This window comes from Burkholderia sp. AU16482, assembly GCF_002223285.1.
In the GTDB taxonomy this organism is placed as follows: Bacteria; Pseudomonadota; Gammaproteobacteria; order Burkholderiales; family Burkholderiaceae; genus Burkholderia; species Burkholderia semiarida.
Genome location: NZ_NKEY01000004.1, coordinates 152830 through 173745 on the forward strand (window position 1 = coordinate 152830; position 20916 = coordinate 173745).

The following is a 20916-nucleotide window of genomic DNA, read 5'->3' on the forward strand; positions in this document are numbered from 1 at the left end:
GGTGCTGATGCGCCAGCGGATTCGCGTTCGTGGCAAGAAGCAAACCGCAGCGATGCCGGACGCATCGCGAGGATTTGCGACGCCGCCGGGCGCGAAGCCGCAGCGCATCAGTGCCGATTGGCGTCGAACACTGCACTAAATGTCCGCTTCGACTTCGTTGCCCTTTTCCTCGAGCCAGCCGCGCCGCGCGGCTGCCTCGCCCTTGCCCATCAGCATCGTCATCCGCGCGACGGTCGCCTCGTAGTCGAGCTCGCCGAGCTTCACCGGCATCAGGCGGCGCGTGTCGGGATTCATCGTCGTGTCCCACAGCTGCTCGGCGCTCATTTCCCCGAGCCCCTTGAAGCGGCTGATGCTCCACTGCGTGTCGCGCACGCCGTCCTTGCGCAGCTTGTCGAGGATCGCTTCGAGCTCGCCGTCGTCGAGCGCATAGAGCTTCTGCGCGGGCTTCTTGCCGCGCGCGGGCGCATCGACGCGAAACAGCGGCGGGCGCGCGACGTACACGTGGCCGCGCTCGATCAGTTGCGGGAAATGCTTGAAGAACAGCGTGAGCAGCAGCACCTGGATGTGCGAGCCGTCGACGTCCGCGTCCGACAGGATGCAGATCTTGCCGTAGCGCAGGTTCGACAGGTCGACGGTGTCGTCCGGGCTGTGCGGATCGACGCCGATCGCGACCGAGATGTCGTGCACCTCGTTGTTCGCGAACAGGCGGTCGCGCTCGGTTTCCCACGTGTTCAGCACCTTGCCGCGCAGCGGCAGGATCGCCTGGTATTCCTTGTCGCGGCCCATTTTCGCGGAGCCGCCCGCCGAGTCGCCCTCGACGAGAAACAGTTCGTTGCGCGCGATATCTTCGGTCTCGCAATCGGTCAGCTTGCCGGGCAGCACCGCGACGCCCGAGCTCTTGCGCTTCTCGACCTTCTGGCCCGCGCGCGTGCGCGCCTGCGCCTGCTTGATCACGAGTTCGGCGAGCTTCTTGCCGTGCTCGACGTGCTGGTTCAGCCACAGTTCGAGTGCCGGACGCGAGAACGACGACACGAGCTTCACCGCGTCGCGGCTGTTCAGCCGCTCCTTGATCTGCCCCTGGAACTGCGGATCGAGCACCTTCGCGGACAGCACGAACGACACGCGCGCGAACACGTCTTCCGCGAGCAGCTTCACGCCCTTCGGCTGCAGGTTGTGCAGTTCGACGAAGCTCTTCACCGCCTGGTACAGGCCGTCGCGCAGCCCCGACTCGTGCGTGCCGCCGGCCGGCGTCGGGATCAGGTTCACGTACGACTCGCGCACGAGCGAGCCTTCCTCGCTCCATGCGACGACCCACGACGCGCCCTCGCCCTCGGCGAAGGTTTCGTCGGTCGAACGCGAGTCGGCGAAGCGCTCGCCTTCGAACAGCGGGATCAGTAGCTCGCTGCCGTTCATTTCGTCGAGCAGGTAGCCGCGCAGGCCGTCTTCATACTTCCAGGTCTGGCGCTCGCCCGTCTTTTCGTTGACGAGCACGACCTCGACGCCCGGCAGCAGCACGGCCTTCGAGCGCAGCAGGCGCTGCAGCTCGCCGAGCGGCAGGTTCGGCGAATCGAAGTACTTCGGATTCGGCCACACCTGCACGCGCGTGCCGGATTTCTTCTCGCCGCGGCCCGCCGCCTGCGTGGCGAGCGGCTTCACGACGTCGCCGTCGGCGAAGCCGAGCTCGGCGATCTTGCCGTCGCGCCAGACCGTCACGTCCAGACGCGTCGCGAGGGCGTTCGTCACCGACACGCCGACGCCGTGCAAGCCGCCCGAGAACGTATAGGCGCCGCCCGCGGCCTTGTCGAACTTGCCGCCCGCGTGCAGGCGCGTGAACACGATCTCGACGACCGGCACGCCCTCTTCGGGATGCATGCCGAACGGAATGCCGCGGCCGTCGTCTTCGACCGAGACCGACTGGTCCGCATGCAGCGTGACCGTGATCTGCTTGCCGTAGCCGCCGAGCGCCTCGTCGGACGCGTTGTCGATGACTTCCTGGATGATGTGCAGCGGATTCTCGGTACGGGTGTACATGCCGGGCCGCTGCTTGACCGGCTCGAGACCCTTGAGCACCTTGATCGATGCTTCGCTATAGGCCGCGCTGGGTTTCTTCGTTGACATAGGCGCTGAATTTCGTCATTCATCGGGACGTTGTCCACACCTCGTGTGGATAACGTCGTGGACAAAACGTTGAGTTCCGTAAAAAAGCGAATCGAAACAACGGTGTGCTTGAACTGCTCCGAAAGCGGGCGCGCGGCGTGCGCGGCGCGACCCTGGACGCGCGGTATTTTACTGGTTCCGCGTGGCGCGCCAATCTCGGGATCGGCGCGCGCCGTGCGCGTCACGCCGGCTTGCGCTTCGCCTCGAGCGTTTCCCACCGTTCGAGCGCGGCGAGCAATTCGTCGTCGATCGCCGCGAACCGCTCGGTCAGGCGCGTGCCTTCCTGCGGATCCTTCGCGAAAATCGCGCCGTCCTCGAGCTGCGCATTGATCGTCTTCTGCTCCGCTTCGAGCGCGGCGATCTTCTCCGGCAGCGAATCGAGTTCGCGCTGCTCGTTGAACGACAGCTTCACCGTGCGCTGCGCGTTGCGGCCGGCCGCGCTCTTCGCCGGTTCGTCCTTCGCGGGCGCCGCCTCCTTGACCGCGCGCTTCGCCGCTTCCTGCTGCGCGAGCTGCTCCGAGCGCTCGCTCTGGATCTGCCAGTCGGTGAAGCCGCCGACGTATTCGCGCCACTTGCCGTCGCCCTCCGCCGCGATCACCGAGGTCACGACGTTGTCGAGGAACGCGCGATCGTGGCTGACCAGCAGCACCGTGCCGTCGTAGTCGGCCAGCAGCTCTTCGAGCAGTTCGAGCGTCGGGATGTCGAGGTCGTTGGTCGGTTCGTCGAGCACCAGCACGTTGGCCGGACGCGCGAACAGGCGCGCGAGCAGCAGCCGGTTGCGCTCGCCGCCCGACAGCGACTTCACCGGCGAACGCGCGCGTTCCGGCGCGAACAGGAAATCGCCGAGATAGCTCATCACGTGCTTGCGCACGCCGCCGATCTCGACCCATTCGCTGCCGGGGCTGATCGTATCGGCCAGGCTCTTTTCCTGGTCGAGCTGCGCGCGCATCTGGTCGAAATACGCGACCTGCAGGTTCGTGCCGGTGCGCACCGTGCCTTCGTCGGGCTTCAGCTCGCCGAGGATCAGCTTCAGCAGCGTGGTCTTGCCGGCGCCGTTCGGGCCGACGAAGCCGATCTTGTCGCCGCGCATCACCGTCGTCGAGAAGCGGTCGACCACCGTGCGGCCGCCGTAGCGCTTCGTCACGTCGGTCAGCTCCGCGACGATCTTGCCGGACTTCTCGCCCTGCGCGACGTCGAGCTTCACGTTGCCCTGCGCATTGCGGCGCTCCGCGCGTTCGTTGCGCATCTGCACGAGCCGCGCGATGCGCCCGACGCTGCGCGTTCGGCGCGCTTCGACGCCCTTGCGGATCCACACTTCTTCCTGCGCGAGCAACTTGTCGAACTTCTCGTTTTCCACGCGCTCGACTTCGAGCTGCTGCGCCTTGCGCGTCTGGTATGCCGAGAAATTGCCCGGATACGACAGCAGCCGGCCGCGATCGAGCTCGACGATGCGCGTCGCGACGCGATCGAGAAACGCGCGATCGTGGGTGATGAACAGCAGGCCCGCGCGCTGCGCGACGAGCAACTCCTCGAGCCAGCGGATGCCGTCGAAATCGAGGTGGTTGGTCGGTTCGTCGAGCAGCAGCACGTCCGGCTGCAGCACAAGCGCACGCGCCAGCGCGACACGCTTCTGCATCCCGCCCGACAGCGCGTCGACGCTGGCGTCGCCGTCCTGCAGGCCGATCTGCGCGAGCGTCATCGATACGCGCGTGCGCCAGTTCCATGCGTCGTGCGCATCAAGCGACGACTGCAGCGCGTTCATCCGCGCGAGCAGCGCATCGTGCTCGGCGCCTTCCGGTATCTCCGCGAGGCGGTGCGCGATCGAATCGTATTCTTCGAGCAGTTCGCGCGTATGCGCGAGCCCCGACGCGACCGCGTCGAACACCGTCGCGCCCGGCTCGAACTCGGGCTCTTGCGGCACGTAGACGGTCACGAGCTCCTGCTGGCGCGTGATCAGCCCGTCGTCGGGCTTGGCAAGACCGGCGACGATCTTCAGCAGCGACGACTTGCCCGCGCCGTTACGGCCGATCAGGCCGACCCGCTCGCCGGCTTCCAGCGAGAAATCCGCGTGATCGAGCAACGCGACGTGACCGAACGCGAGCTGCGCGCCGGTAATGGAATAGAGCGACATGGGGAAACGGCGAAGAGAGAAATCGGAAGCGCCCATTGTACCGGGCGCGGAGGGCGGCATCGGCTCGGCTGGATGGACGAGGGCCGCAGGGCGCGCTCGAAGCGTGTCGGCGCGGTGCCGTGAGCAAGGCGCGGCCGGCTTCCGGTGCGGAGGCGGGCCGCGGTTTGCATGCCCGCGGAAACGGGCGAATGCCGGCCGGATGCCCGCGGCCGGCCGATCGGCGGACCCCGCACGCGGCGCCGTGGGCGCCAGCGCGGAATCCGCGATTATTTCACGTTGACCGTGATCGTCGAGCTCAATTCGGGACCGTAGGAACGGTGCGCGCCGTCACCGAGCTGGAGCGTCAGCGTGTGCTGGCCGGGCGGCAGCTTCACGTCGGTTTCGGTCTGGGCCTTGCCGAAATGCAGCGAATGGTCGGTCGCCGGAATCACGTCGCCCTTCGGCACCGGCTTGCCGTCGATCAGCAAGTGATGATGACCGGTATCCGGCGTCATGTCGCCGGCCGGCTTGAGCGCCATGCCTTCGAGACCGAACTTCACGTGCACGGGGCTCGACACCGTCGCGCCGTCCTTCGGCTCGACGAAGAACACACGCGCTTCGGCGCGTGCGAGCGTCGATACGGCCATCGCCGCGACACAGACTGCACCCGCGATCCACTTTCTGTTGAGCATCGTTTCCTCCTTCAGATTGACAGGCCCACGAAGCATACACCGCATGCCCGGCCGACGCGATGGCGCCGGTTGTTCGCGATGCGTACGTTTAAAACGACGTTACGCTGGCGTTCGGCGAAATTCCGGTACCATGGCGCGTTTCGTCCGCTGGCGAGGGCTGCGGACGGCATCGCCGAATTCCATTATCCCGAGCGCAACATGAGTGAAGTAACCGAATACCAGAGCTGGGTCTGCCTGATTTGCGGGTGGGTCTATAACGAAGCAGAAGGGCTGCCCGACGAAGGCATCGCGGCCGGCACCCGTTTCGCCGACATTCCCGCCGACTGGCGCTGCCCGCTGTGCGACGTGGGCAAGGAAGATTTCGTCGTCGTCGATTTCTGATTTCCCGTTCCGATCGCGGGTGATTACGCGATACGCGCGTCGCGGGTGCATTCCGCCCCGCCGACGCGCCGCGCGTTTGCTATACTCTGCGCGCTGTCCACTCCGCCGTCCGGTTCGCGTTTTTCGCGCGATTGTCCGGACTTGGCTCTCCCCGTAGTTCAATGGATAGAACAAGCGCCTCCTAAGCGCTAGATACAGGTTCGATTCCTGTCGGGGGGACCAGCCCAGTTCCCAATCCTTCCCAAGTCTGCCAAATAAATCGCGCACTGCCTTGTCTCTTCTAGGCTTTTGCTGCGATCATTGCCCACGGTTGCCCAGAACAAGCAACCAAACTTGGGGGCATTTTTTGGGACATGCTTCCGTGCCCCCAAACTCGATGCCCCCACGCCATGCCAAAGCGCGCTACGCCGCTGACCGAGATGCAGATCCGCAAGGCCAAGCCGGCGGACAAGCCCTATCGCCTGGCAGACGGCAAGGGGCTATATCTGGAGGTGATGCCGAACGGGTCACGCTACTGGCGCATGAAGTACCGCTTCGACGGCAAGGAGAAGCGCGCCGCCTTTGGCGTCTATCCGGAGGTGGCACTGGCCGAGGCTCGGCAAGCCTGCCTCAATGCACGGAAGCTCTTGGCCGCCGGCACCGATCCAACCGAGCAGAAACGGGAAGTCAAACGCACCCGAGCGATCGAAGCCACATCGACATTTGAAGCCGTCGCGCGCGAGTGGTTTGCGACCCAGAAGGATGGCTGGACCGAGGTATATGCGGCCAAGGTGATCAGTTCGCTCGAGGTCGATGTCTTTCCTAAAATCGGCCATCGTCCGATCCGAGACATCGAGGCGCCCGACATGCTCGAGATCCTAAGGGCTGTCGAATCCCGCGGCGTGCGAGAGACAGCAAAGCGCATCCTCCAGCGCTCACGGGCAGTGTTCCAATACGGAATCATGACCGGACGATGCTCCCGCAATCCGGCCGCCGACATCGACGCCGAGACCGTTCTCAAGAAGGGAACCGGCGTTCAACACATGGCGCGGGTCAAACCCATCGAAATTCCCCAGCTCATGCGGGACATCGCCGCCTACCAAGGCGACCTCGTCACGCGGCTGGCGCTTCGCTTCATGGCCCTGACGTTCACTCGGACAACCGAGATGATCAACGCGGAGTGGGACGAGTTCGACGAGCGCGCCGCCGAGTGGCGGATTCCGCCCGAGCGAATGAAGATGCGCGACCCGCACATCGTCCCGTTGTCGCGTCAGGCGCTCGACACATTGGCCGCCTTGCGTGAGCTGAACGGCGGCCACCGGCATGTCTTCTATAGCATCCAAGGCCGAAGCCACATCTCGAACAACACGATGCTCTATGCGCTCTACCGAATGGGCTACAAGTCGCGAATGACCGGCCACGGGTTCCGCGGCTTGGCCGCGACCGTTCTTCGCGAGCTCGGCTATAGCCGCGATGTCGTCGATCGACAGCTGGCCCATGCCGAACGCAATCAAGTCACTGCAGCGTACGTGCACGCCGAGTTCCTGCCCGAGCGCCGGAAGATGATGCAGCACTGGGCGGATCATCTGGATGCACTGGAGGCTGGTGCTGCAGTCATTCCGATCAACGCCGGACGCTAGGCGATCGCATCATCAGCGCTGCACTCAATCGAGACACTCATCCATCGAGCCATCCGACAGCGTCACGGAGTATTCAATGACAACAGCAACAGAATTTTGGCGCGAACACGAGCAAAAGGTTGAGGCAACATGGCGCTCCATCGCGTGCTTGCTTGCGTTGGCCGCCCTCCTGCTGATTGCACTACCGTGTGCTAATGCTCTACGGCCGGCGAGTGACTCGATGGCCCAATGGTTCCAACGGGCTGGCGCGCCGGTCACGGTATTTGCGTTCCTAGCTCAGAATAAAGCAAGCCATCTAGGTGAACTGCTCACCCCTGGATCATTCGGTAGCCCGGAGATTATGGCGCTGAGATTGCGGTATCTTCCCAAACAAAAGCGCGGCCTATGGTTTGCCACCTGCCTCACAATCATAGGAACGATTGTGTGGGCCTACGGCGATATCCTATTCAACAACGTTGCACGCATAGCCTCCGCAGCCGCATAAATTCGCCAGGCTCCCATGATCCAGATCATCCTTGACACAAACATCTATGATTGCATCGAACAGGATGCGGAAAGCGCCGAGCTGTTGCTCAACCTAATAGAACAGCAAGCGGTCGCGATTCTGATGCCGCGCCAAGTTGCTGAAGAGCTACATCGGCGCGAGGCTGGCTTCCCGGATCAATTCCCAGTCGAAATCATCGGCCACGCCGTCGCACGGGTCGGCATCATGCGCGCCGGTGACCACTTGGGCTCAGGCGAAATCTATGACGCTCACCGCGGCACATCCAACAGCGAAGCAGATGCCTTTATCGTTGATGTTGCGGCTATGGTTGCTGATTGGTTCATCTCCGAGGACCGTCGCAGTCTACGGCGCTTTCCTGCCGGGACGCGCTGCATCCCTATGCGTTACGGAGACTTTTGCGAAAAACTTCGTAGCCTCGTCGAGGAAGACGATCTTGCGCGTTAACGATTCTGCTCAAGCCTTGCATTTGCCATGCAGATTGCCTCACCGAGCCATGTATAGAACTGCTCGAACGTAGTCAGGATAATTGCGAGATGCACTTCTACCGGGGGAATACCTCTCGCGGGCGTTCCAAACACTACGCGATGCGCGTGTTCATGCTCGCCGAAAGAGCCTAGCACCCCGCTCCAGTTTGGATGCGTGAACTCACAAAGCGACTCGTAAACCGCCATCAAACCCGGAACACCGATGCGCCGTTCCGTCTCCTCGATCGCCTTCAACATATGAACTGCAGGAGGCGCCTCGTCCTGCATGTTTCTGGCGCCCACAACCGCCTTTGCTATCCGGTCGAACAGGACCTTCTCGTCCCCAGTGGCTTCAAATTTCTCAAATATGCCTCGGAGGTACCCGAGTACCGACATCGTCTCTAACATCGAACGTGCGATGATGGCGGCACCTAGCGAACGTGAGGCGTCATGGAGTGCAAAAGCATCCTCCGCAAGCGCAACGATTCGATGCAACAACGCCTCTCGGACTACCAAGGCGTAAAACAACGACTTGAACATGATGCCCTGCTGCGCGGCATCGACTGATGAGGGCAACGACGCCTTCAATCGAGACGCCACTTCCTTTGCCTCTTGCAACGCGGCATCCGTCTCGGTCCGATTAGTCATTCAGCCACCTCGCCAGACCTCAGCTCCATGTGCTCAACCCGAACATGTTTGCACATCTTGCCCTCAATCCAATTTTCCATAGTGCATCTCTCGATGGCAGTTCGGACAGAGAGCAATTGCGTTCTCGACCGTGTCCTCACCTCCGTCGGCCAACCTCGAGCGGTGATGTACCTCGAGATACGGTGTGCAATCGGTGCGTCGGATGAACGGTGCTGGCTTCGCGCACCGCTCACAACTGCCCTTCGCTCGCTCCAACACCTCTGCAGCAACGTCAGGATTCCGGACGTAAGCCTCGGTCACGACCTGCACCTTATTGGGCACCTTAGCAGCAGCGAGAAGCCGGCTCCGGCGTACAGCAGGCGCGTCCGCTCGAGCCTGCTGTACCGCCTCCGCAAATTCCGACTGCATCACGCCGAGATCGCTAGGCAACAGGCGCTTCGCCGCCCACGCATCGACTATCCGGCGCTTTGCATGTTGAGGTCCGCCCTTCGAAAGCTTCGCGTAGTAGTCTAGATGCGCGTAGTTCGCGGCGATCGCTTTTTCCAGTTCGGCGCCGCCCCGTTCAATCGCAATTTGGCAGAGAAAATAGTTGGTTGCCTCGACGCTCAGTGTGCGATGGAACTCTTGTCCCATCAGCATCAAGCGGAGATCATCGATGAAATGGGTTGCCGTCGTGTCGTTGAGCCGGTACTCGCGGTAAAGCTTGTCTATACCCTCCAGCTTCGATAGCTTGCCATCATAGACGGCACTTGCCACTTCGTAAGCGGCTTTGATCTGGTCAGTCGTAATTTTGGTCATGGCGGCTCAGCACGTGGGTCGTTGAGAGGCTAGCACGACGGCCGTATAGCCGGCGCGCCGCGCACCTCATTCGCCCTGTACCCCAACGGATCAGCCAGATACGCGTGCACCTGGTCGTTCCGCCAGACTGTACAGCGCTGCGAGAGTTGGATCGGTCGCGGCGCCCGCCCCGCAAGGCACAGCTTTCGCCAAGTCTCCCTTGAGACACCGACGAATGGCTCGATCTGCTTCCACCTCGAGTGGCCGACGAGCGGCAATGCGCCACCGTGCTTATGCATGGTGAGCCCCCTCTTCGGTCAACACCTCACGCCCGTAGACCCGCGTCACCCATGTTCCGCGTCCGTCCCCGTGGCCAAGCCATGTCGACACCCCAGCAGCCGCCTCACGGCGCGATATGCCGGCTGCCTTCTGCCGCTCCAGATGTTCGGTCGCATACGCGTACCGGAGGCTACCGCTTACCGGGATGGGCTTCTATCCACTCAAAGCGCTTCTTCGCAACCATTGCATCTGCTGCCCTCGCGTCGAGATCTTCCTTGATAGATTGCACCGATCTATGCCACTTGTACCCATGCGGCAGTAAAACGACCTGATCTTCCGGTTTCGGTTGCTTTGCACCAAATAGCCTTTCGACTAACGAAGGCCTGTGCATAGATTGACCGCGCCTCCGACTACGCGGCGCGTCTTTCTCGATCAAAGCTGCAACGCTCAGAGTGGTAACTTTATTGGCCTGCAGTGGTGGCAACGCCGGGCGTTCCATAACCTTTCCCGCCGCCAGTGCGCCCCAGTACCCTTGAGGTGGCAAAGGTACGTTCAGTTGTAGGCACGCCCATCGGATCGCGTCTCGGGACACTCCGTACTTCTTCCCCAGTTCGATCATCGGAACCTGCCACACGAGGTTGTAAAGCTCGACACGTTCAAGCGTCTGCATTGGACACTCCCAACGTCACCTTGACGCACGCAGGCATCGAACTAGCGCGTCGTATTCGTCTACGCTTGCGACTGCTCTCTCCGTCGCCGACTGAAAAATAGCTTGCACGAGCGCATGAACAACTGCAGTTGGACCGGCCACGCGATGGCGCAAGCACCTCGATATCGTTGAATGCCAGGCCTCACTTTCCATCGCCCGGGCTGTGGCATGAAGTCCGCCGGGATATGCTCGACCCCATCGAACATCGATGGCTGGGTTAATTCGACACGCGATGCTCGTGCCACGCGACGATCGAGCGCCCGCGGGCCAATTGCTAGATACTGCGCCACACCAACCCTGTCGCCATCAAATCGCTCGAATGTCCGCAGGTATGCGACTGCTTCGGAAAAGCGCTCCCCGATCCTGCGTGCCGCCGCAGCCGCTTCTTCGCGCATCTCGATCGATGCCAACGGTTCGTATTTCTCGGGCGCCGAGAGTCGGGCAGCAACAGCATTTGGCATGAAGTCGCCGTCGTCATCGATATCATCTCGGTCGATACGGGTGGCGAAGCGCTCCTGACGATTGACGAACCTGCCGAACTCTCGCTGCAGACGCGTGACGATCAGCTCACGCACACTTTCGTCTTCAGGGTCCGGGTTCGCATCCGGCTCGACGTGCAGTTCGTCAACGATCAGCCAAGCCTCGTTCGTCAGATCCTCCACGGAATGATCGCCCTGGGACGATCCAGCGATCCGCTCGAGCTGCTTGCGAATTAGGCCGATGACTCGCTGGAAGAATGCGAAGGCCCGGTTCAACGGCCCTCCCAGTCAGTCAGGGACGCATTACCCGCTACCGCATCGGAAGCGCAGCAATTCCTCGGCAACGATAGCCGGGCACCGCGCCCGGTACTCGATCTGGAGTGCATCGTGCGATGCTAGATCATTCGTGTGACAGATCAAAGCATCGCGACAACTATCGTAGGAGCAGTGCTTCTGAAATCGTCGGGCGACAGAATGAGAAAAAGCCCGCAACTGGGCGGGCTTTCATCATGTCCGGGTTACGCTCATTACCGCTTATCACCGAGGCCGAGGAGAGGACGAATGCGATCGCCGGACAGTGGCACTACACTAAGGACGCTTGCGGTGAGACAGAGCGAAAAACGGCAACAGGTGTGACGCCATAATCTCGCGACTGGCGCCCAAAAAATACTCGAAGGCCGATCAGCATCTGTAGCATCCCGCTCTCGATGTCACTCAACGCATCAGGAACCGCAAAATTGTCGTCATCTGCGGGCCTTGCGTCAAGCAAAGCTAAAGTCCACCATTCGCCCGGCATGCTCGCGCCATGCTTAAACGCAAGGTCTTCCGCATTGATCGTTAGCGATGAAGGGCTCAGTGTAGACCAAGCTTGGTATTCGTCATTGAAGAGCCGCATTTGCATCGTATGCGGAAGCTTGGAAATGACCTTGATCATCTGCTTATTGGTTGCCGCCTCGGTCGCCGCTGTTTTTCGTTCAAGAGCCGTCTTCGCAGATGACTTTGCCTCTTCAGTCTGCGCAGCAATAATCGGCTCCCAGAGTTCCTGCACCATTCGGAGATCGATGATTTGAAGACGACCGCGAAGCAATACTAGCTGCCCCAATTGAGCAGTCGAAATGTTCTTCGCAATGAACCCTCTCGAATCAAGCTCATTGATTACTTCAATGGGGATTGTCCACGAGGCATCAAACTGAGTCTCGATTCCGTTCGATGCAGTTTCGGAACTCCTTGCTTCGCCGCCCAGAAGAAGTTTGGGGGCACCAACACCGAGCGATCTTGCCGATAGATCTTGAGTCGAAGCCGTGCGCTTAACGGACGAAAGCACCCCGTCATCAAACAGTTGCGCGTAATACGATCCTAGTTTGTTTCGATCGAGGTAGATGAAGTCAAAGAGGTAGTTTGTGGTTGGTGCGTTTTGCTCCGCGCCGGATTTCATTCTCAATTTCCTTTTTTTTGTCTTCAAATTCCGCGCGGGCCTTCAACATGCCATCAAGCATCTGTTGCGCCCCTTTTTGCATACGCTCGTTCCCTTGCTTTGCGGAAAGCAAGGCTCGCGCACCTTTCAAAAAGTTGCCCATCACGATCTCCAACGGATGTGTGAATACCCAACGACCATAGTAGCACGCCTGGCCGGAATGAACCCACGTAGGGCCTACCTACCTAATGCCTACCTAATGCCGCGCACTGACGTCGCTTGCAGGGCTCGTCGGCGCGAGTGCTCTTGCACTTTAGTGCGCCAAGATCCGTGACCAGCAGCGTAACGACCGCCTCATGTGAGCACGACCGTTGGGTCGCCACGGAGGTACCAAGCAGAGTCTCGACGAGACTTTTCATATAGTGGAATCGCACCGAGGCCGAGGCTCTTGGTCTTGAACCGTCCAGAAGGCGTACAGGCTTGCCGACCATCTGAATACTCGGAACATCGCTCCCCGATTTAGCACTGCACCATTCGGGGCATTTTTGGGGGCACAAATCCAAAAGACACCCACAAAATCCAATGTCATATTGGAAGCATGAATTCTGTCGGGACCAGCCAAGCCGATACTGCCCCGGCTTCGCAAGAAACTTCCCTCAAGCCACAACGACCGTAAACTCCACCCCCGACTCAAAATCCAGCGTCGTGGTCGAAAACCGCGGATCCTCGTCGAGGTAGTGCTTGTACGGTCGAACGGCTTCCTCGGCCGTGTACATGTTGTCGGCCAGCACGACCGTTCCGGGCCGCAGCAAGCGCTCGATCTGTCTGAACAGCGTCAAGTACGCGTCTGCCCATACGTCGATAAACACCATGTCGACGCCCCCTTCCAGCTCGGCAACCGTCTCGAATACATCGCCCTCCCGCACGTCGACATAGGCATCCAGGCCCGCCGCTTCGACATGAGCCCGCAAACGCGCACACTTGAGCGCATCGCATTCGGTTGCAATGACCACGCCACGGCCCAGCGTGCGCAGCGCATCGGCGAAATACAGCGTCGACACGCCGCAGGAACTGCCCAGCTCGAGGATTCTGCTCGGCCGTTGCGACAGCACCATGTTGCGCAAAAACCTTCCCGTTTCCGCCGACACGGCCAACGATAGCGCACTGCCTCCCGATGATTCGAAATCCTCGGTGAACAGGCCGAACGTTTCGAGAAACCGTCCTCGCAACCTCGGGGCGAGCGCTTCGTATTCGTCGACGAGCGTCGGAAACGCCTCGTTCGGCCCCTGGAACTGCGCGCGTGCGCGGGCGATGATTTCGCTCCGGCTTTCTTCATGAAGCCGTTGCAAAAGAGCGTTGGTGGTCGAAGCCAAGTCCATTCCTTCACGAAGTTGATGACGTAGACGGCGTATCCATCGACTGCCAGTCCGCCGTCAGGCTCCCTGCGCTGCCGTTCGATCGTCGGCAAGCACGAGCGATGCTATGCCCGTCGGGCAAGCGTGATCGCCCGTTCAGGGCACGCCGTCACACAAAGCCCGCATGATCTGCACGCGTCCGCATTCGGCGTGTACGCGACTTTCATTCCGTGCACGCGCAGCTTCAAGCGATGCATCAGGCCAAGATCGAGATAATCGGCCTGATCGATGCGCCGGACCTCGAACACGTTTTCAGGGCAGACGGCGACGCAATCGCCCTTGCCTTCACAACGTTTCAGATCGACGACAGGCGCAATCACGCCCGCCTTCTGCTTGCAGTCGGCCGTTGATTTCTCGCGCATGTTCACTCCTCGGTAGGCCGCTTGCCACGCGACCGCCATGCGGCCCGGAATTGCTCGCGTTCTTCGGGCGTCATGGCTTCCCACTTGCGCCAGTGGCGCCGGCCGTGCCAGCCGCGGTGTCCGCGGAATCCGCCGAACAGGATGCGGCTCAACACGAGCAGGCCCAGCGCATGGGCGAAGTCGATCGTCCGGGCGCCGACGAATAACCCCGGCATCACCCAGTTCCACAGCATCATGACGACCCATCCGAGCACGCCGATGGCGACCACCACGAGCAGCGCCTTGCCCGCACATCTGATTCGAAAATTCATCCGTCGACTCCTCTAGATATCCAGTTCGTCATAAATGGGTTGCAGTCGAGCACGCAGATGCAGGACCGCGTAGCGTTTGCGCGCGAGCAGCGTATTGAGCGTGACGCCGCTCTGCGCGGCCAGCTCCTTGAAGGACAGCCCTTCCAGTTCGTGTGCGATGAAAACCTCGCGCTGATTCGCCGGCAACTCGTCGAGCGCATCCTGCAACGCCTTGAGCAGCAGCGTGCGAGCGTAGAGCGCTTCAGGGCCGGCATCGTGTGCCGGTAGCGCGAGATCCAGGCGATACTCGCTATCCGCTTCGTCGTCGGCATCGAGTAGATCGGTCAGCGGCTGCTCCTTCTTCTTGCGGAAACGATCAATGATGCGGTTGCGCGCGGTACGGAACAGCCACGCGCTCGCCTGTTCGATCGGCGCCGGAAGCCGATAAGCCTGCACGAATTCGTGAAGCACATCCTGCAGAACGTCCTCGGCGTCGTCCGGGTCGCGGATCCGGCGCCGAATGAAGTTCCCTAGCCTCGTTCGTTCACGCATCACTGTCGCAGTGATGTCGCGGTCTGGGTCGGTCATCGATTGCGAAGTGGGTGGCGGTTCCATGCGTCTGAAGACGTTTCAGGCGCGCGAATATTGTGGCGAACGTAAAAAATTTGCGGCTGCACGCATCGGCTTCCCTGCGTGGCAGGGGTTTCAAGGAACAGGCCCGATATGACATCAGCCCGTCTTTGCACGAATCGTTTGACTCCGCGCACCGACCCAAGTACACTTCGCGCCGCGGGGTGGAGCAGTCTGGCAGCTCGTCGGGCTCATAACCCGAAGGTCGTAGGTTCAAATCCTACCCCCGCAACCAAATACCGAAGCCCGCTTTGCGAAAGCAAGCGGGCTTTTTGCTGTCTGGGGAATATTGCTTGCGCGCGCGGCGCGGTACACGAAGATGGTGCAATCGAGCGCTCGCCACGACGTGCGACACACGATCGCACCTCGCCCGTTCGCCGCGGACATGCACCGAACGTTGCGTAGAATTCCGAACCTTCTTCGGTTCAACACAAGGAATTCTCGAATGATTCGAACGATCGCGGCGCTCGCCGCGCTTTCAGCGATGACCGCCGCGGCAAACGCCGCCGACACCGGCTCGGCTCCCGCCAAACAGCGCTACGTCAGCCCCGGCATCGCCAACGTCACGGCTTCGGCAGCCCCGCACCCGGAAAGCACCTCCCCCGACGCCCGCTGCCGGGAACTCGCCGCCGGCATCGACGCGGTCACGCATTCGCCCGACCGCGGCCAGAAGGTCGTGCGAGGAACAGGCCCGGACGGCAAGCCGCGCAACGAACTGCGCGCCTACGACAAACGAGCCGACCTGGAAGCCGAGCACCAGCGCCTCGGCTGCCAGTAACGGGCACACGAACACACGCCTCCCACCCGGCCAACTCACGCCGGGCATCGGCCTTTACGCGTTCGCGCCGCCGTCGATCGTCAGCCCCGTCCCGTTGATCGACCGCCCTTCCGGCCCGACGACGAACGCCACGAGCGCGGCCACGTCGTCGGCCTTGCCGTACTGCTGAATCGCCATCCGCGCACGCTGCGCATCGGCATGCTCGCCGTCGGCCGGGTTCATGTCGGTATCGGTCGACCCCGGATGCACGACGTTGACCGTGATGCCGCGCGAGCCGAGATCACGCGCGAGCCCCTGCGTCCAGCCGATCAACGCGGCCTTGCTCGCCGCATAAAGGCTCATCCCGGCATCGGGCACGCGCGTCGCGAGGCAACTGCCGGTCGACACGATGCGCCCGCCTTCCCCGAGATGCCGCGCCGCCGCCTGCGACGCGACGATCACAGCGCGCACGTTCACGTTCAGCGTCGCGTCGATATCGTCGAGCGTGAGGTCGTCCAGCGCGCCGGCCCGGAAAATCCCCGCGTTGTTGACGAGAATGTCGAGGCCGCCCAGCGCCTGCGCCGCACGATCGACCGCGTCGCGCACGGCAACCGGATCGGCGCTGTCGGCCTGGATCGCAATGGCCTTGCGGCCCAGCGCCTCGATGCCGGCGACCACGGCCTGCGCCCGTTCGGCGGATTTTTCATACGTGATCGCCACGTCCGCGCCATCGGCCGCCAGCCGTTTCGCGATCGCCGCGCCGATGCCGCGGCTGCCGCCCGTGATGAGTGCACGCTTGCCTTGAAGTCGATTCATGTCGGTTCCTTTCCCAATTTATGTAACGACCGACACAGAATGTGGCACGTTGCACCGCGCAGTCAATTGATTTATTTTATCGATCGATACAGATATCGACGAAGGAACGGACGCAATGGCTGAACGAGGCCGACCGAGAAGCTTCGACAAGGAAGCGGCGCTGGATCGCGCGATGGAGGTGTTCTGGCGTCTCGGCTACGAAGGGGCGTCGATGACGGACCTGACGGCCGCGATGGGCATCGCGTCGCCGAGCCTGTATGCGGCCTTCGGCAGCAAGGAAGCGTTGTTCCGGCAAGCGCTCGAGCATTACCGCGCAACCGAGGGGCGGGAAATCTGGGGCGGCGTCGAACGGGCGGCCAGCGCGTACGAGGCCGTGCGCAGCTACCTGATGGATACCGCACGCGTGTTCACGCGGCGCTCGAAGCCGGCCGGCTGCCTGATCGTGCTGTCGGCGCTGCATCCGGCCGAACGTTCCGATATGGTCCGGCAAACGCTGATCGCGATGCGCGAGGGCACGGTGGACGCGCTGCGGGAACGCCTCGTGCAAGGCGTCGCGGCAGGCGAAATATCAACGCACGCGAACCTCGACGCGATCGCCCGCTACTACGTGACGGTTCAGCAAGGCATGTCGATCCAGGCGCGCGACGGCGCGAGCCGCCGCGATCTGGAGGCCGTCGCGCAGGCCGCGCTGGCCGCATGGCCGGCGCTCGTCGGCACGAGCAGCGCGGCCGGTGTATAGATAGCGGCAGGACACCGCCGAAAAAAACGGGTTACTGCTTCGCAGCCTGCTGCACGTCCTTCGACGCATGCCACACGCGATAGCGCACGTCGAAGCCGTCCGGCACATAGACGACGAGCGGCAGGCGGCTGTTGTAGCGCAGCAGCTGACCGTCGCCGCGCACCTGTACGAACCGTTGCTGCGGCGCCTGGCCCGGGCACGCCATCAACGTCGATGCCGGCCCCTTCACGTCGGTGAGCCGGTAATACGTGTAGCCCCACCCCTTCACATCCTCGGCGGTCAGCTCGCCGCCGAACCAATGCTGGTTGCAGTCGGTCTGCAACGTCTTGCCGATCATCAGCTCGACGCGCGCATCGCCTTCGTTCTCGAGCGCGGGCAGCGCGATCACGGCGCGCTGCTGGCCGGCCGCTGCCTGCGGAAACATCTTGATCGACTCGGCGGATACGGCAGGCGCGGAGGCAGGCGCGGCCACGCAGGCGGCGGCGGTCGTTACGCAGAAGGCGGCCAGCGCGGCCCGGATCGCGAATTTCATCGATGTGCTCCTGAAAACCAATGAGCCCCGGATGCTAACACTTTCGTCGCAAGACCTTACGGAGCTGTAATTTGGCGACACAATTGCAAACAGCCGGCAATCCCCGAGCGCGGTACTTATAGCGGAATCAACGGAGAACATCATGCTCAAGCTCATTGCTGCCGCCGGCGTCGCTACCCTGCTGGCCGGCTGCGTCGTCGCCCCGGACGCCGGATACGGCTACGGGCAGCCCTACTATTCCGATCCCGGCTATGCGTACGCCCCGTCCCCCGTGTACGGCACGGTCAACATCTGGGGCGGTGGCGGCGGACGCGACTGGGATCGCGGCCGGCGCGACTACCATCGCTGGGACGGCGACCGCGGCAACCGCGGCAACGGCTGGTGGCGCGGCGGCGGACGCCGTGGCGACTGGAACGAAGGCGGTGGCGGCGGACACGGTCGCGGCGACGGCGGCGGTCATCGCCACTGACGTTCAATTGCAACCGTTTGTATCCACGCACGGCCCGCCGATGGCCGGCGGCGCATTACTCCGGCCACGGAATGGCCACGCAAACGACGAAAGGCCCTCGCATGAAACGAGGGCCTTTCGTCGTCCGGCCCGGCAAAGCCAACGCCGGCGGGCGCCGGCCCGACCGGCCCGGAACCGCGCTCGCGCGCGGCCCGCTTACCAGCCGGCCGGCCGCGCGTAGCCGCCGGACACGGGCGCACCGCACACGTACGCGCGCTGGTAGCGGTCGTAGCAATAGTTCGGGCCGTCGTCCTGGTACTGCGCCTGCTGGTAGGTCGGATAGGCCGGCTGCTGGTATGCGGGCGCCGGGTAGTACGTCGGCGGCTGATAGGCCGGCGCCTGGTACACGGGCGCCTGATACGCGACGGGCGGATTCATCGCGGACGTCACGATCGCGCCGAGCACCGCGCCGCCGATCAATGCGCCGATGACGGCGCCGCCGTCGCGGCCATGCGCGGACGCCGGCCCCGCCACCGCGAGCGAACCGGCGAGGACACACACTGCGGCAATCTTTTTCATGATGGACTCCCACGCGAAGTGGTACTGGATGCGATGCATTGTGGCGGGACGCGGCCGTAATAGATGCAGCAAGTGGTAACGCGCGATTACCGGTATTGCCCACGCCGAAACGCGTCGTCGCCGTGCTACGATTTTCGGCACACAGGAGACGCCTTCATGCAGCCCGAAACCGCCCGCCGTTTCGATACCGAATTCGCGCCGCGCATCGCGCAGGCGATCGCCGCGTTCTTCGCCGACCACGTGCGGGCCGACGTCGTCCCCTATGGCGGGCACGGGCACCCGACGCGCGTGCAGATCCGCAGCGCGCCGCACGAGCACGTGAGCGGCTTCGTGCATCCGCTGAATCTCGAACTGACGTGGGACACCGACGAGATCGAGCGGCTGATGGAACCCGACGGCCCGCAACGCTTCGAGCACTACCTCGCCGCGCTGCCGAGAAAGCTCGGCGCATGGCAAAGCGCGCGCGACATCGATCTCGCGTCGCGCACGCAGGCCGAGCCGCTCGTGCGGCTCGGCGGTCTCGACTTCGAAGGCTGAATGCGCGCGCCAGCCGGCCACCTCGCGGCTTGGCGTCGCACGATGCGGCCCGGTGATACACTCGACCGGCCCCGCCCCGGTGCAGCCGCGCCGGCCGGGCCGTTCATCGCCGCCCCCCGCGTACATGGTTGCGCACGCAACCGGCAAGCGGGTGCGCGGACAACCCTGCTCTCGCTCCCGCCATGAACGCCGATACCGGCCTGCCGCTTCCGCAACGCTACTGGGCGATCGTCTGCGTCGCCCTGGGCATCACGCTCGCCGTGCTCGACGGCGCCATCGCGAACGTCGCATTGCCGACCATCGCGCGCGACCTGCACGCGTCCGACGCCGCGTCGATCTGGATCGTCAACGCGTACCAGCTCGCGGTCACGATCACGCTGCTGCCGCTCGCGTCGCTCGGCGAGCGCATCGGCTATCGCCGCATCTACATCGCCGGGCTCGCGCTGTTCACCGCGGCGTCGCTCGGCTGCGCGCTGGCCGGCTCGCTGCCGATGCTGGCGGTGATGCGCGTGATCCAGGGGTTCGGCGCGGCCGGCATCATGAGCGTCAACGCGGCGCTCGTGAGGATGATCTACCCGTCGTCGATGCTCGGGCGCGGGCTGTCGATCAACGCGATGGTGGTCGCGCTGTCGTCGGCGATCGGGCCGACGGTCGCGTCCGCGATCCTGTCGTTCGCGTCATGGCCGTGGCTCTTCGCGGTCAACGTGCCGATCGGCATCGCGGCCGTGCTCGGCAGCCTGCGCGCGCTGCCGGCCAACCCGCTGCACGACGCGCCGTACGACTTCCCGAGCGCGCTGATGAACGCGTGCGTGTTCGGCCTCCTGATCACGGCCGTCGACGGGCTCGGTCACGGCGAAGGTCATGCGTACGTCGCGGCGGAACTGGCCATCGCGGGCGTGGTCGGCTACTTCTTCGTGAAGCGTCAGTTGTCGCAGCCGGCGCCGCTGCTACCCGTCGACCTGATGCGCATCCCGATGTTCGCGCTGTCGATCTACACGTCGATGGCGTCGTTCACGTCGCAGATGCTCGCGTTCGTCGCGCTGCCGTTCTGGCTGCAGCATTCGCTCGGCTTCTCGCAGGTCGAGACGGGCCTCTACATGACGCCGTGGCCGCTTGTGATCGTGTTCGCCGCGCCGCTCGCGGGCGTGCTGTCGGACCGCTATTCGGCCGGCATGCTCGGCGGGATCGGGCTTGCGCTGTTTGCAGCCGGGCTGCTGTCGCTCGCGACGATCGGCGCGCACCCGGGCACGGTCGACATCGTGTGGCGGATGGCGCTGTGCGGCGCGGGCTTCGGGCTGTTTCAGTCGCCGAACAACCGCGCGATGCTGTCGTCGGCACCGCGCGAGCGCAGCGGCGGCGCCGGCGGCATGCTGAGCACCGCGCGCCTGACGGGCCAGACGTTCGGCGCCGCGCTCGTCGCGCTGATTTTCGGGCTCGCGCCCGATCGCGGGCCGACGATCGTACTCTTTGTCGCCACGGTGTTCGCGGCGGTGGCCGCGGTCGTCAGCCTGCTGCGCATCGCGTCGCCGCCGCCGGACCCGGCGGCCTGACACCGTCGCGCGCCGCACCCGCGGCGG

The 20916-nt window shown here is 63.3% G+C and carries 24 protein-coding genes and 2 tRNA genes; 10 read left to right on the forward strand and 16 right to left on the reverse strand.

The annotated features are described in order from the left end of the window. Positions 1-135: 135 nt before the first annotated feature. From parE to CFB35_RS12320, 3 genes are all read right to left on the reverse strand, one after another. A complete protein-coding gene (parE, locus tag CFB35_RS12310; protein WP_059583758.1) occupies positions 136-2118 on the reverse strand; it encodes a DNA topoisomerase IV subunit B in 1983 nt (660 codons plus the stop codon). Positions 2119-2338: 220 nt separating this feature from the next. Beyond that, positions 2339-4324, reverse strand: coding sequence for an ATP-binding cassette domain-containing protein (locus CFB35_RS12315; protein WP_179231736.1), 1986 nt, complete (start codon positions 4322-4324; stop codon positions 2339-2341). 230 nt (positions 4325-4554) lie between these two features. Next, entirely contained in the window at positions 4555-4959 is a 405-nt protein-coding gene (locus tag CFB35_RS12320; RefSeq protein WP_059583762.1) for a DUF4399 domain-containing protein, read from the reverse strand. Between the two features lie 198 nt (positions 4960-5157). Here CFB35_RS12320 and CFB35_RS12325 point away from each other — a divergent pair, with 198 nt between their 5' ends. From CFB35_RS12325 to CFB35_RS12340, 4 genes are all read left to right on the forward strand, one after another. Continuing rightward, a complete protein-coding gene (locus tag CFB35_RS12325; RefSeq protein ID WP_034190709.1) occupies positions 5158-5340 on the forward strand; it encodes a rubredoxin in 183 nt (60 codons plus the stop codon). Positions 5341-5487: 147 nt separating this feature from the next. Beyond that, positions 5488-5562: transfer RNA gene (locus tag CFB35_RS12330), tRNA-Arg, on the forward strand. A gap of 167 nt (positions 5563-5729) precedes the next feature. Beyond that, positions 5730-6959 carry an integrase arm-type DNA-binding domain-containing protein gene (locus tag CFB35_RS12335; protein ID WP_060010257.1) on the forward strand — a complete coding sequence of 410 codons (1230 nt, stop codon included), beginning with the start codon at positions 5730-5732 and terminating at the stop codon, positions 6957-6959. Positions 6960-7458: 499 nt separating this feature from the next. Further along, the gene (locus CFB35_RS12340; protein ID WP_006751403.1) at positions 7459-7908 is read left to right on the forward strand and encodes a hypothetical protein; all 450 of its coding nucleotides are present in this window, start codon (positions 7459-7461) and stop codon (positions 7906-7908) included. Here CFB35_RS12340 and CFB35_RS12345 read toward each other — a convergent pair. The 10 genes from CFB35_RS12345 to CFB35_RS12385 all read right to left on the reverse strand — a co-directional run bounded on the left by CFB35_RS12345 (position 7905) and on the right by CFB35_RS12385 (position 14916). Then, the gene (locus CFB35_RS12345) at positions 7905-8576 is read right to left on the reverse strand and encodes a hypothetical protein (RefSeq protein ID WP_060010249.1); all 672 of its coding nucleotides are present in this window, start codon (positions 8574-8576) and stop codon (positions 7905-7907) included. The genes CFB35_RS12340 and CFB35_RS12345 overlap by 4 nt on opposite strands. A 63-nt stretch (positions 8577-8639) precedes the next feature. Then, on the reverse strand, positions 8640-9374 hold the full coding sequence (locus CFB35_RS12350) for an HNH endonuclease signature motif containing protein (RefSeq protein WP_060010246.1): 735 nt from the start codon (positions 9372-9374) through the stop codon (positions 8640-8642). A 448-nt stretch (positions 9375-9822) separates the two neighbouring features. Beyond that, the gene (locus tag CFB35_RS34285) at positions 9823-10302 is read right to left on the reverse strand and encodes a hypothetical protein (RefSeq protein ID WP_143328715.1); all 480 of its coding nucleotides are present in this window, start codon (positions 10300-10302) and stop codon (positions 9823-9825) included. A gap of 59 nt (positions 10303-10361) precedes the next feature. Beyond that, complete coding sequence (locus CFB35_RS12360; protein WP_060010244.1) at positions 10362-11096, reverse strand: hypothetical protein; 735 nt, start codon at positions 11094-11096, stop codon at positions 10362-10364. A gap of 307 nt (positions 11097-11403) precedes the next feature. After that, complete coding sequence (locus tag CFB35_RS34290; RefSeq protein WP_143328716.1) at positions 11404-12255, reverse strand: hypothetical protein; 852 nt, start codon at positions 12253-12255, stop codon at positions 11404-11406. Next, on the reverse strand, positions 12206-12397 hold the full coding sequence (locus CFB35_RS34295; RefSeq protein ID WP_143328717.1) for a hypothetical protein: 192 nt from the start codon (positions 12395-12397) through the stop codon (positions 12206-12208). Before CFB35_RS34295 ends, CFB35_RS34290 begins: the two co-directional genes overlap by 50 nt. A 493-nt stretch (positions 12398-12890) precedes the next feature. Continuing rightward, complete coding sequence (locus tag CFB35_RS12370; protein WP_373453010.1) at positions 12891-13613, reverse strand: O-methyltransferase; 723 nt, start codon at positions 13611-13613, stop codon at positions 12891-12893. Between the two features lie 101 nt (positions 13614-13714). Beyond that, a complete protein-coding gene (locus CFB35_RS12375; protein WP_081066492.1) occupies positions 13715-14011 on the reverse strand; it encodes a 4Fe-4S dicluster domain-containing protein in 297 nt (98 codons plus the stop codon). 2 nt (positions 14012-14013) lie between these two features. Continuing rightward, positions 14014-14322, reverse strand: coding sequence for a hypothetical protein (locus tag CFB35_RS12380; protein WP_059576549.1), 309 nt, complete (start codon positions 14320-14322; stop codon positions 14014-14016). Between the two features lie 12 nt (positions 14323-14334). Continuing rightward, positions 14335-14916 (reverse strand): RNA polymerase sigma factor, encoded by a 582-nt coding sequence (locus tag CFB35_RS12385; protein WP_081066493.1) that lies wholly within the window; start codon positions 14914-14916, stop codon positions 14335-14337. Positions 14917-15089: 173 nt separating this feature from the next. On the opposite strand from CFB35_RS12385, the gene CFB35_RS12390 reads away from it, so the two are divergent. Together CFB35_RS12390 and CFB35_RS12395 are read left to right on the forward strand one after the other, a co-directional pair. Beyond that, positions 15090-15166, forward strand: a tRNA-Met gene (locus tag CFB35_RS12390). A gap of 210 nt (positions 15167-15376) precedes the next feature. Next, entirely contained in the window at positions 15377-15709 is a 333-nt protein-coding gene (locus CFB35_RS12395; protein ID WP_059576556.1) for a hypothetical protein, read from the forward strand. Positions 15710-15763: 54 nt separating this feature from the next. Here CFB35_RS12395 and CFB35_RS12400 read toward each other — a convergent pair whose 3' ends face one another. Further along, positions 15764-16504: an SDR family NAD(P)-dependent oxidoreductase gene (locus CFB35_RS12400; protein WP_059576558.1), complete on the reverse strand. Its 741-nt coding sequence runs from the start codon at positions 16502-16504 to the stop codon at positions 15764-15766. A 115-nt stretch (positions 16505-16619) separates the two neighbouring features. On the opposite strand from CFB35_RS12400, the gene CFB35_RS12405 reads away from it, so the two are divergent. Continuing rightward, the gene (locus CFB35_RS12405; RefSeq protein ID WP_089465039.1) at positions 16620-17243 is read left to right on the forward strand and encodes a TetR/AcrR family transcriptional regulator; all 624 of its coding nucleotides are present in this window, start codon (positions 16620-16622) and stop codon (positions 17241-17243) included. 31 nt (positions 17244-17274) lie between these two features. Here the strand turns inward: CFB35_RS12405 and eco are convergent, their stop codons facing one another. After that, positions 17275-17775 (reverse strand): serine protease inhibitor ecotin, encoded by a 501-nt coding sequence (eco, locus tag CFB35_RS12410; RefSeq protein WP_089465040.1) that lies wholly within the window; start codon positions 17773-17775, stop codon positions 17275-17277. Positions 17776-17917: 142 nt separating this feature from the next. Between eco and CFB35_RS12415 the strand changes: the two genes are divergently transcribed. Next, complete coding sequence (locus CFB35_RS12415) at positions 17918-18244, forward strand: hypothetical protein (RefSeq protein ID WP_059576567.1); 327 nt, start codon at positions 17918-17920, stop codon at positions 18242-18244. Between the two features lie 195 nt (positions 18245-18439). On the opposite strand, the gene CFB35_RS12420 is transcribed toward CFB35_RS12415, so the two are convergent. Next, on the reverse strand, positions 18440-18841 hold the full coding sequence (locus tag CFB35_RS12420) for a hypothetical protein (RefSeq protein ID WP_060311945.1): 402 nt from the start codon (positions 18839-18841) through the stop codon (positions 18440-18442). 117 nt (positions 18842-18958) lie between these two features. Between CFB35_RS12420 and CFB35_RS12425 the strand changes: the two genes are divergently transcribed. Together CFB35_RS12425 and CFB35_RS12430 are read left to right on the forward strand one after the other, a co-directional pair. Continuing rightward, complete coding sequence (locus CFB35_RS12425; RefSeq protein ID WP_059576572.1) at positions 18959-19339, forward strand: DUF5594 family protein; 381 nt, start codon at positions 18959-18961, stop codon at positions 19337-19339. Positions 19340-19521: 182 nt separating this feature from the next. Next, the gene (locus tag CFB35_RS12430; RefSeq protein ID WP_089465041.1) at positions 19522-20889 is read left to right on the forward strand and encodes an MFS transporter; all 1368 of its coding nucleotides are present in this window, start codon (positions 19522-19524) and stop codon (positions 20887-20889) included. Positions 20890-20916 lie beyond the last annotated feature (27 nt).

Excerpts from the sequence above, each read along its gene's own strand:
- parE (WP_059583758.1), bottom strand. The coding sequence starts at position 2,118 with ATGTCAACGAAGAAACCCAGCGCGGCCTATAGCGAAGCATCGATCAAG.
- CFB35_RS12315 (WP_179231736.1), bottom strand. The coding sequence starts at position 4,324 with ATGGGCGCTTCCGATTTCTCTCTTCGCCGTTTCCCCATGTCGCTCTAT.
- CFB35_RS12320 (WP_059583762.1), bottom strand. The coding sequence starts at position 4,959 with ATGCTCAACAGAAAGTGGATCGCGGGTGCAGTCTGTGTCGCGGCGATG.
- CFB35_RS12325 (WP_034190709.1), top strand. The coding sequence starts at position 5,158 with ATGAGTGAAGTAACCGAATACCAGAGCTGGGTCTGCCTGATTTGCGGG.
- CFB35_RS12335 (WP_060010257.1), top strand. The coding sequence starts at position 5,730 with ATGCCAAAGCGCGCTACGCCGCTGACCGAGATGCAGATCCGCAAGGCC.
- CFB35_RS12340 (WP_006751403.1), top strand. The coding sequence starts at position 7,459 with ATGATCCAGATCATCCTTGACACAAACATCTATGATTGCATCGAACAG.
- CFB35_RS12345 (WP_060010249.1), bottom strand. The coding sequence starts at position 8,576 with ATGACTAATCGGACCGAGACGGATGCCGCGTTGCAAGAGGCAAAGGAA.
- CFB35_RS12350 (WP_060010246.1), bottom strand. The coding sequence starts at position 9,374 with ATGACCAAAATTACGACTGACCAGATCAAAGCCGCTTACGAAGTGGCA.
- CFB35_RS34285 (WP_143328715.1), bottom strand. The coding sequence starts at position 10,302 with ATGCAGACGCTTGAACGTGTCGAGCTTTACAACCTCGTGTGGCAGGTT.
- CFB35_RS34290 (WP_143328716.1), bottom strand. The coding sequence starts at position 12,255 with ATGAAATCCGGCGCGGAGCAAAACGCACCAACCACAAACTACCTCTTT.
- CFB35_RS34295 (WP_143328717.1), bottom strand. The coding sequence starts at position 12,397 with ATGGGCAACTTTTTGAAAGGTGCGCGAGCCTTGCTTTCCGCAAAGCAA.
- CFB35_RS12370 (WP_373453010.1), bottom strand. The coding sequence starts at position 13,613 with ATGGACTTGGCTTCGACCACCAACGCTCTTTTGCAACGGCTTCATGAA.
- CFB35_RS12375 (WP_081066492.1), bottom strand. The coding sequence starts at position 14,011 with ATGCGCGAGAAATCAACGGCCGACTGCAAGCAGAAGGCGGGCGTGATT.
- CFB35_RS12380 (WP_059576549.1), bottom strand. The coding sequence starts at position 14,322 with ATGAATTTTCGAATCAGATGTGCGGGCAAGGCGCTGCTCGTGGTGGTC.
- CFB35_RS12385 (WP_081066493.1), bottom strand. The coding sequence starts at position 14,916 with ATGGAACCGCCACCCACTTCGCAATCGATGACCGACCCAGACCGCGAC.
- CFB35_RS12395 (WP_059576556.1), top strand. The coding sequence starts at position 15,377 with ATGATTCGAACGATCGCGGCGCTCGCCGCGCTTTCAGCGATGACCGCC.
- CFB35_RS12400 (WP_059576558.1), bottom strand. The coding sequence starts at position 16,504 with ATGAATCGACTTCAAGGCAAGCGTGCACTCATCACGGGCGGCAGCCGC.
- CFB35_RS12405 (WP_089465039.1), top strand. The coding sequence starts at position 16,620 with ATGGCTGAACGAGGCCGACCGAGAAGCTTCGACAAGGAAGCGGCGCTG.
- eco (WP_089465040.1), bottom strand. The coding sequence starts at position 17,775 with ATGAAATTCGCGATCCGGGCCGCGCTGGCCGCCTTCTGCGTAACGACC.
- CFB35_RS12415 (WP_059576567.1), top strand. The coding sequence starts at position 17,918 with ATGCTCAAGCTCATTGCTGCCGCCGGCGTCGCTACCCTGCTGGCCGGC.
- CFB35_RS12420 (WP_060311945.1), bottom strand. The coding sequence starts at position 18,841 with ATGCATCGCATCCAGTACCACTTCGCGTGGGAGTCCATCATGAAAAAG.
- CFB35_RS12425 (WP_059576572.1), top strand. The coding sequence starts at position 18,959 with ATGCAGCCCGAAACCGCCCGCCGTTTCGATACCGAATTCGCGCCGCGC.
- CFB35_RS12430 (WP_089465041.1), top strand. The coding sequence starts at position 19,522 with ATGAACGCCGATACCGGCCTGCCGCTTCCGCAACGCTACTGGGCGATC.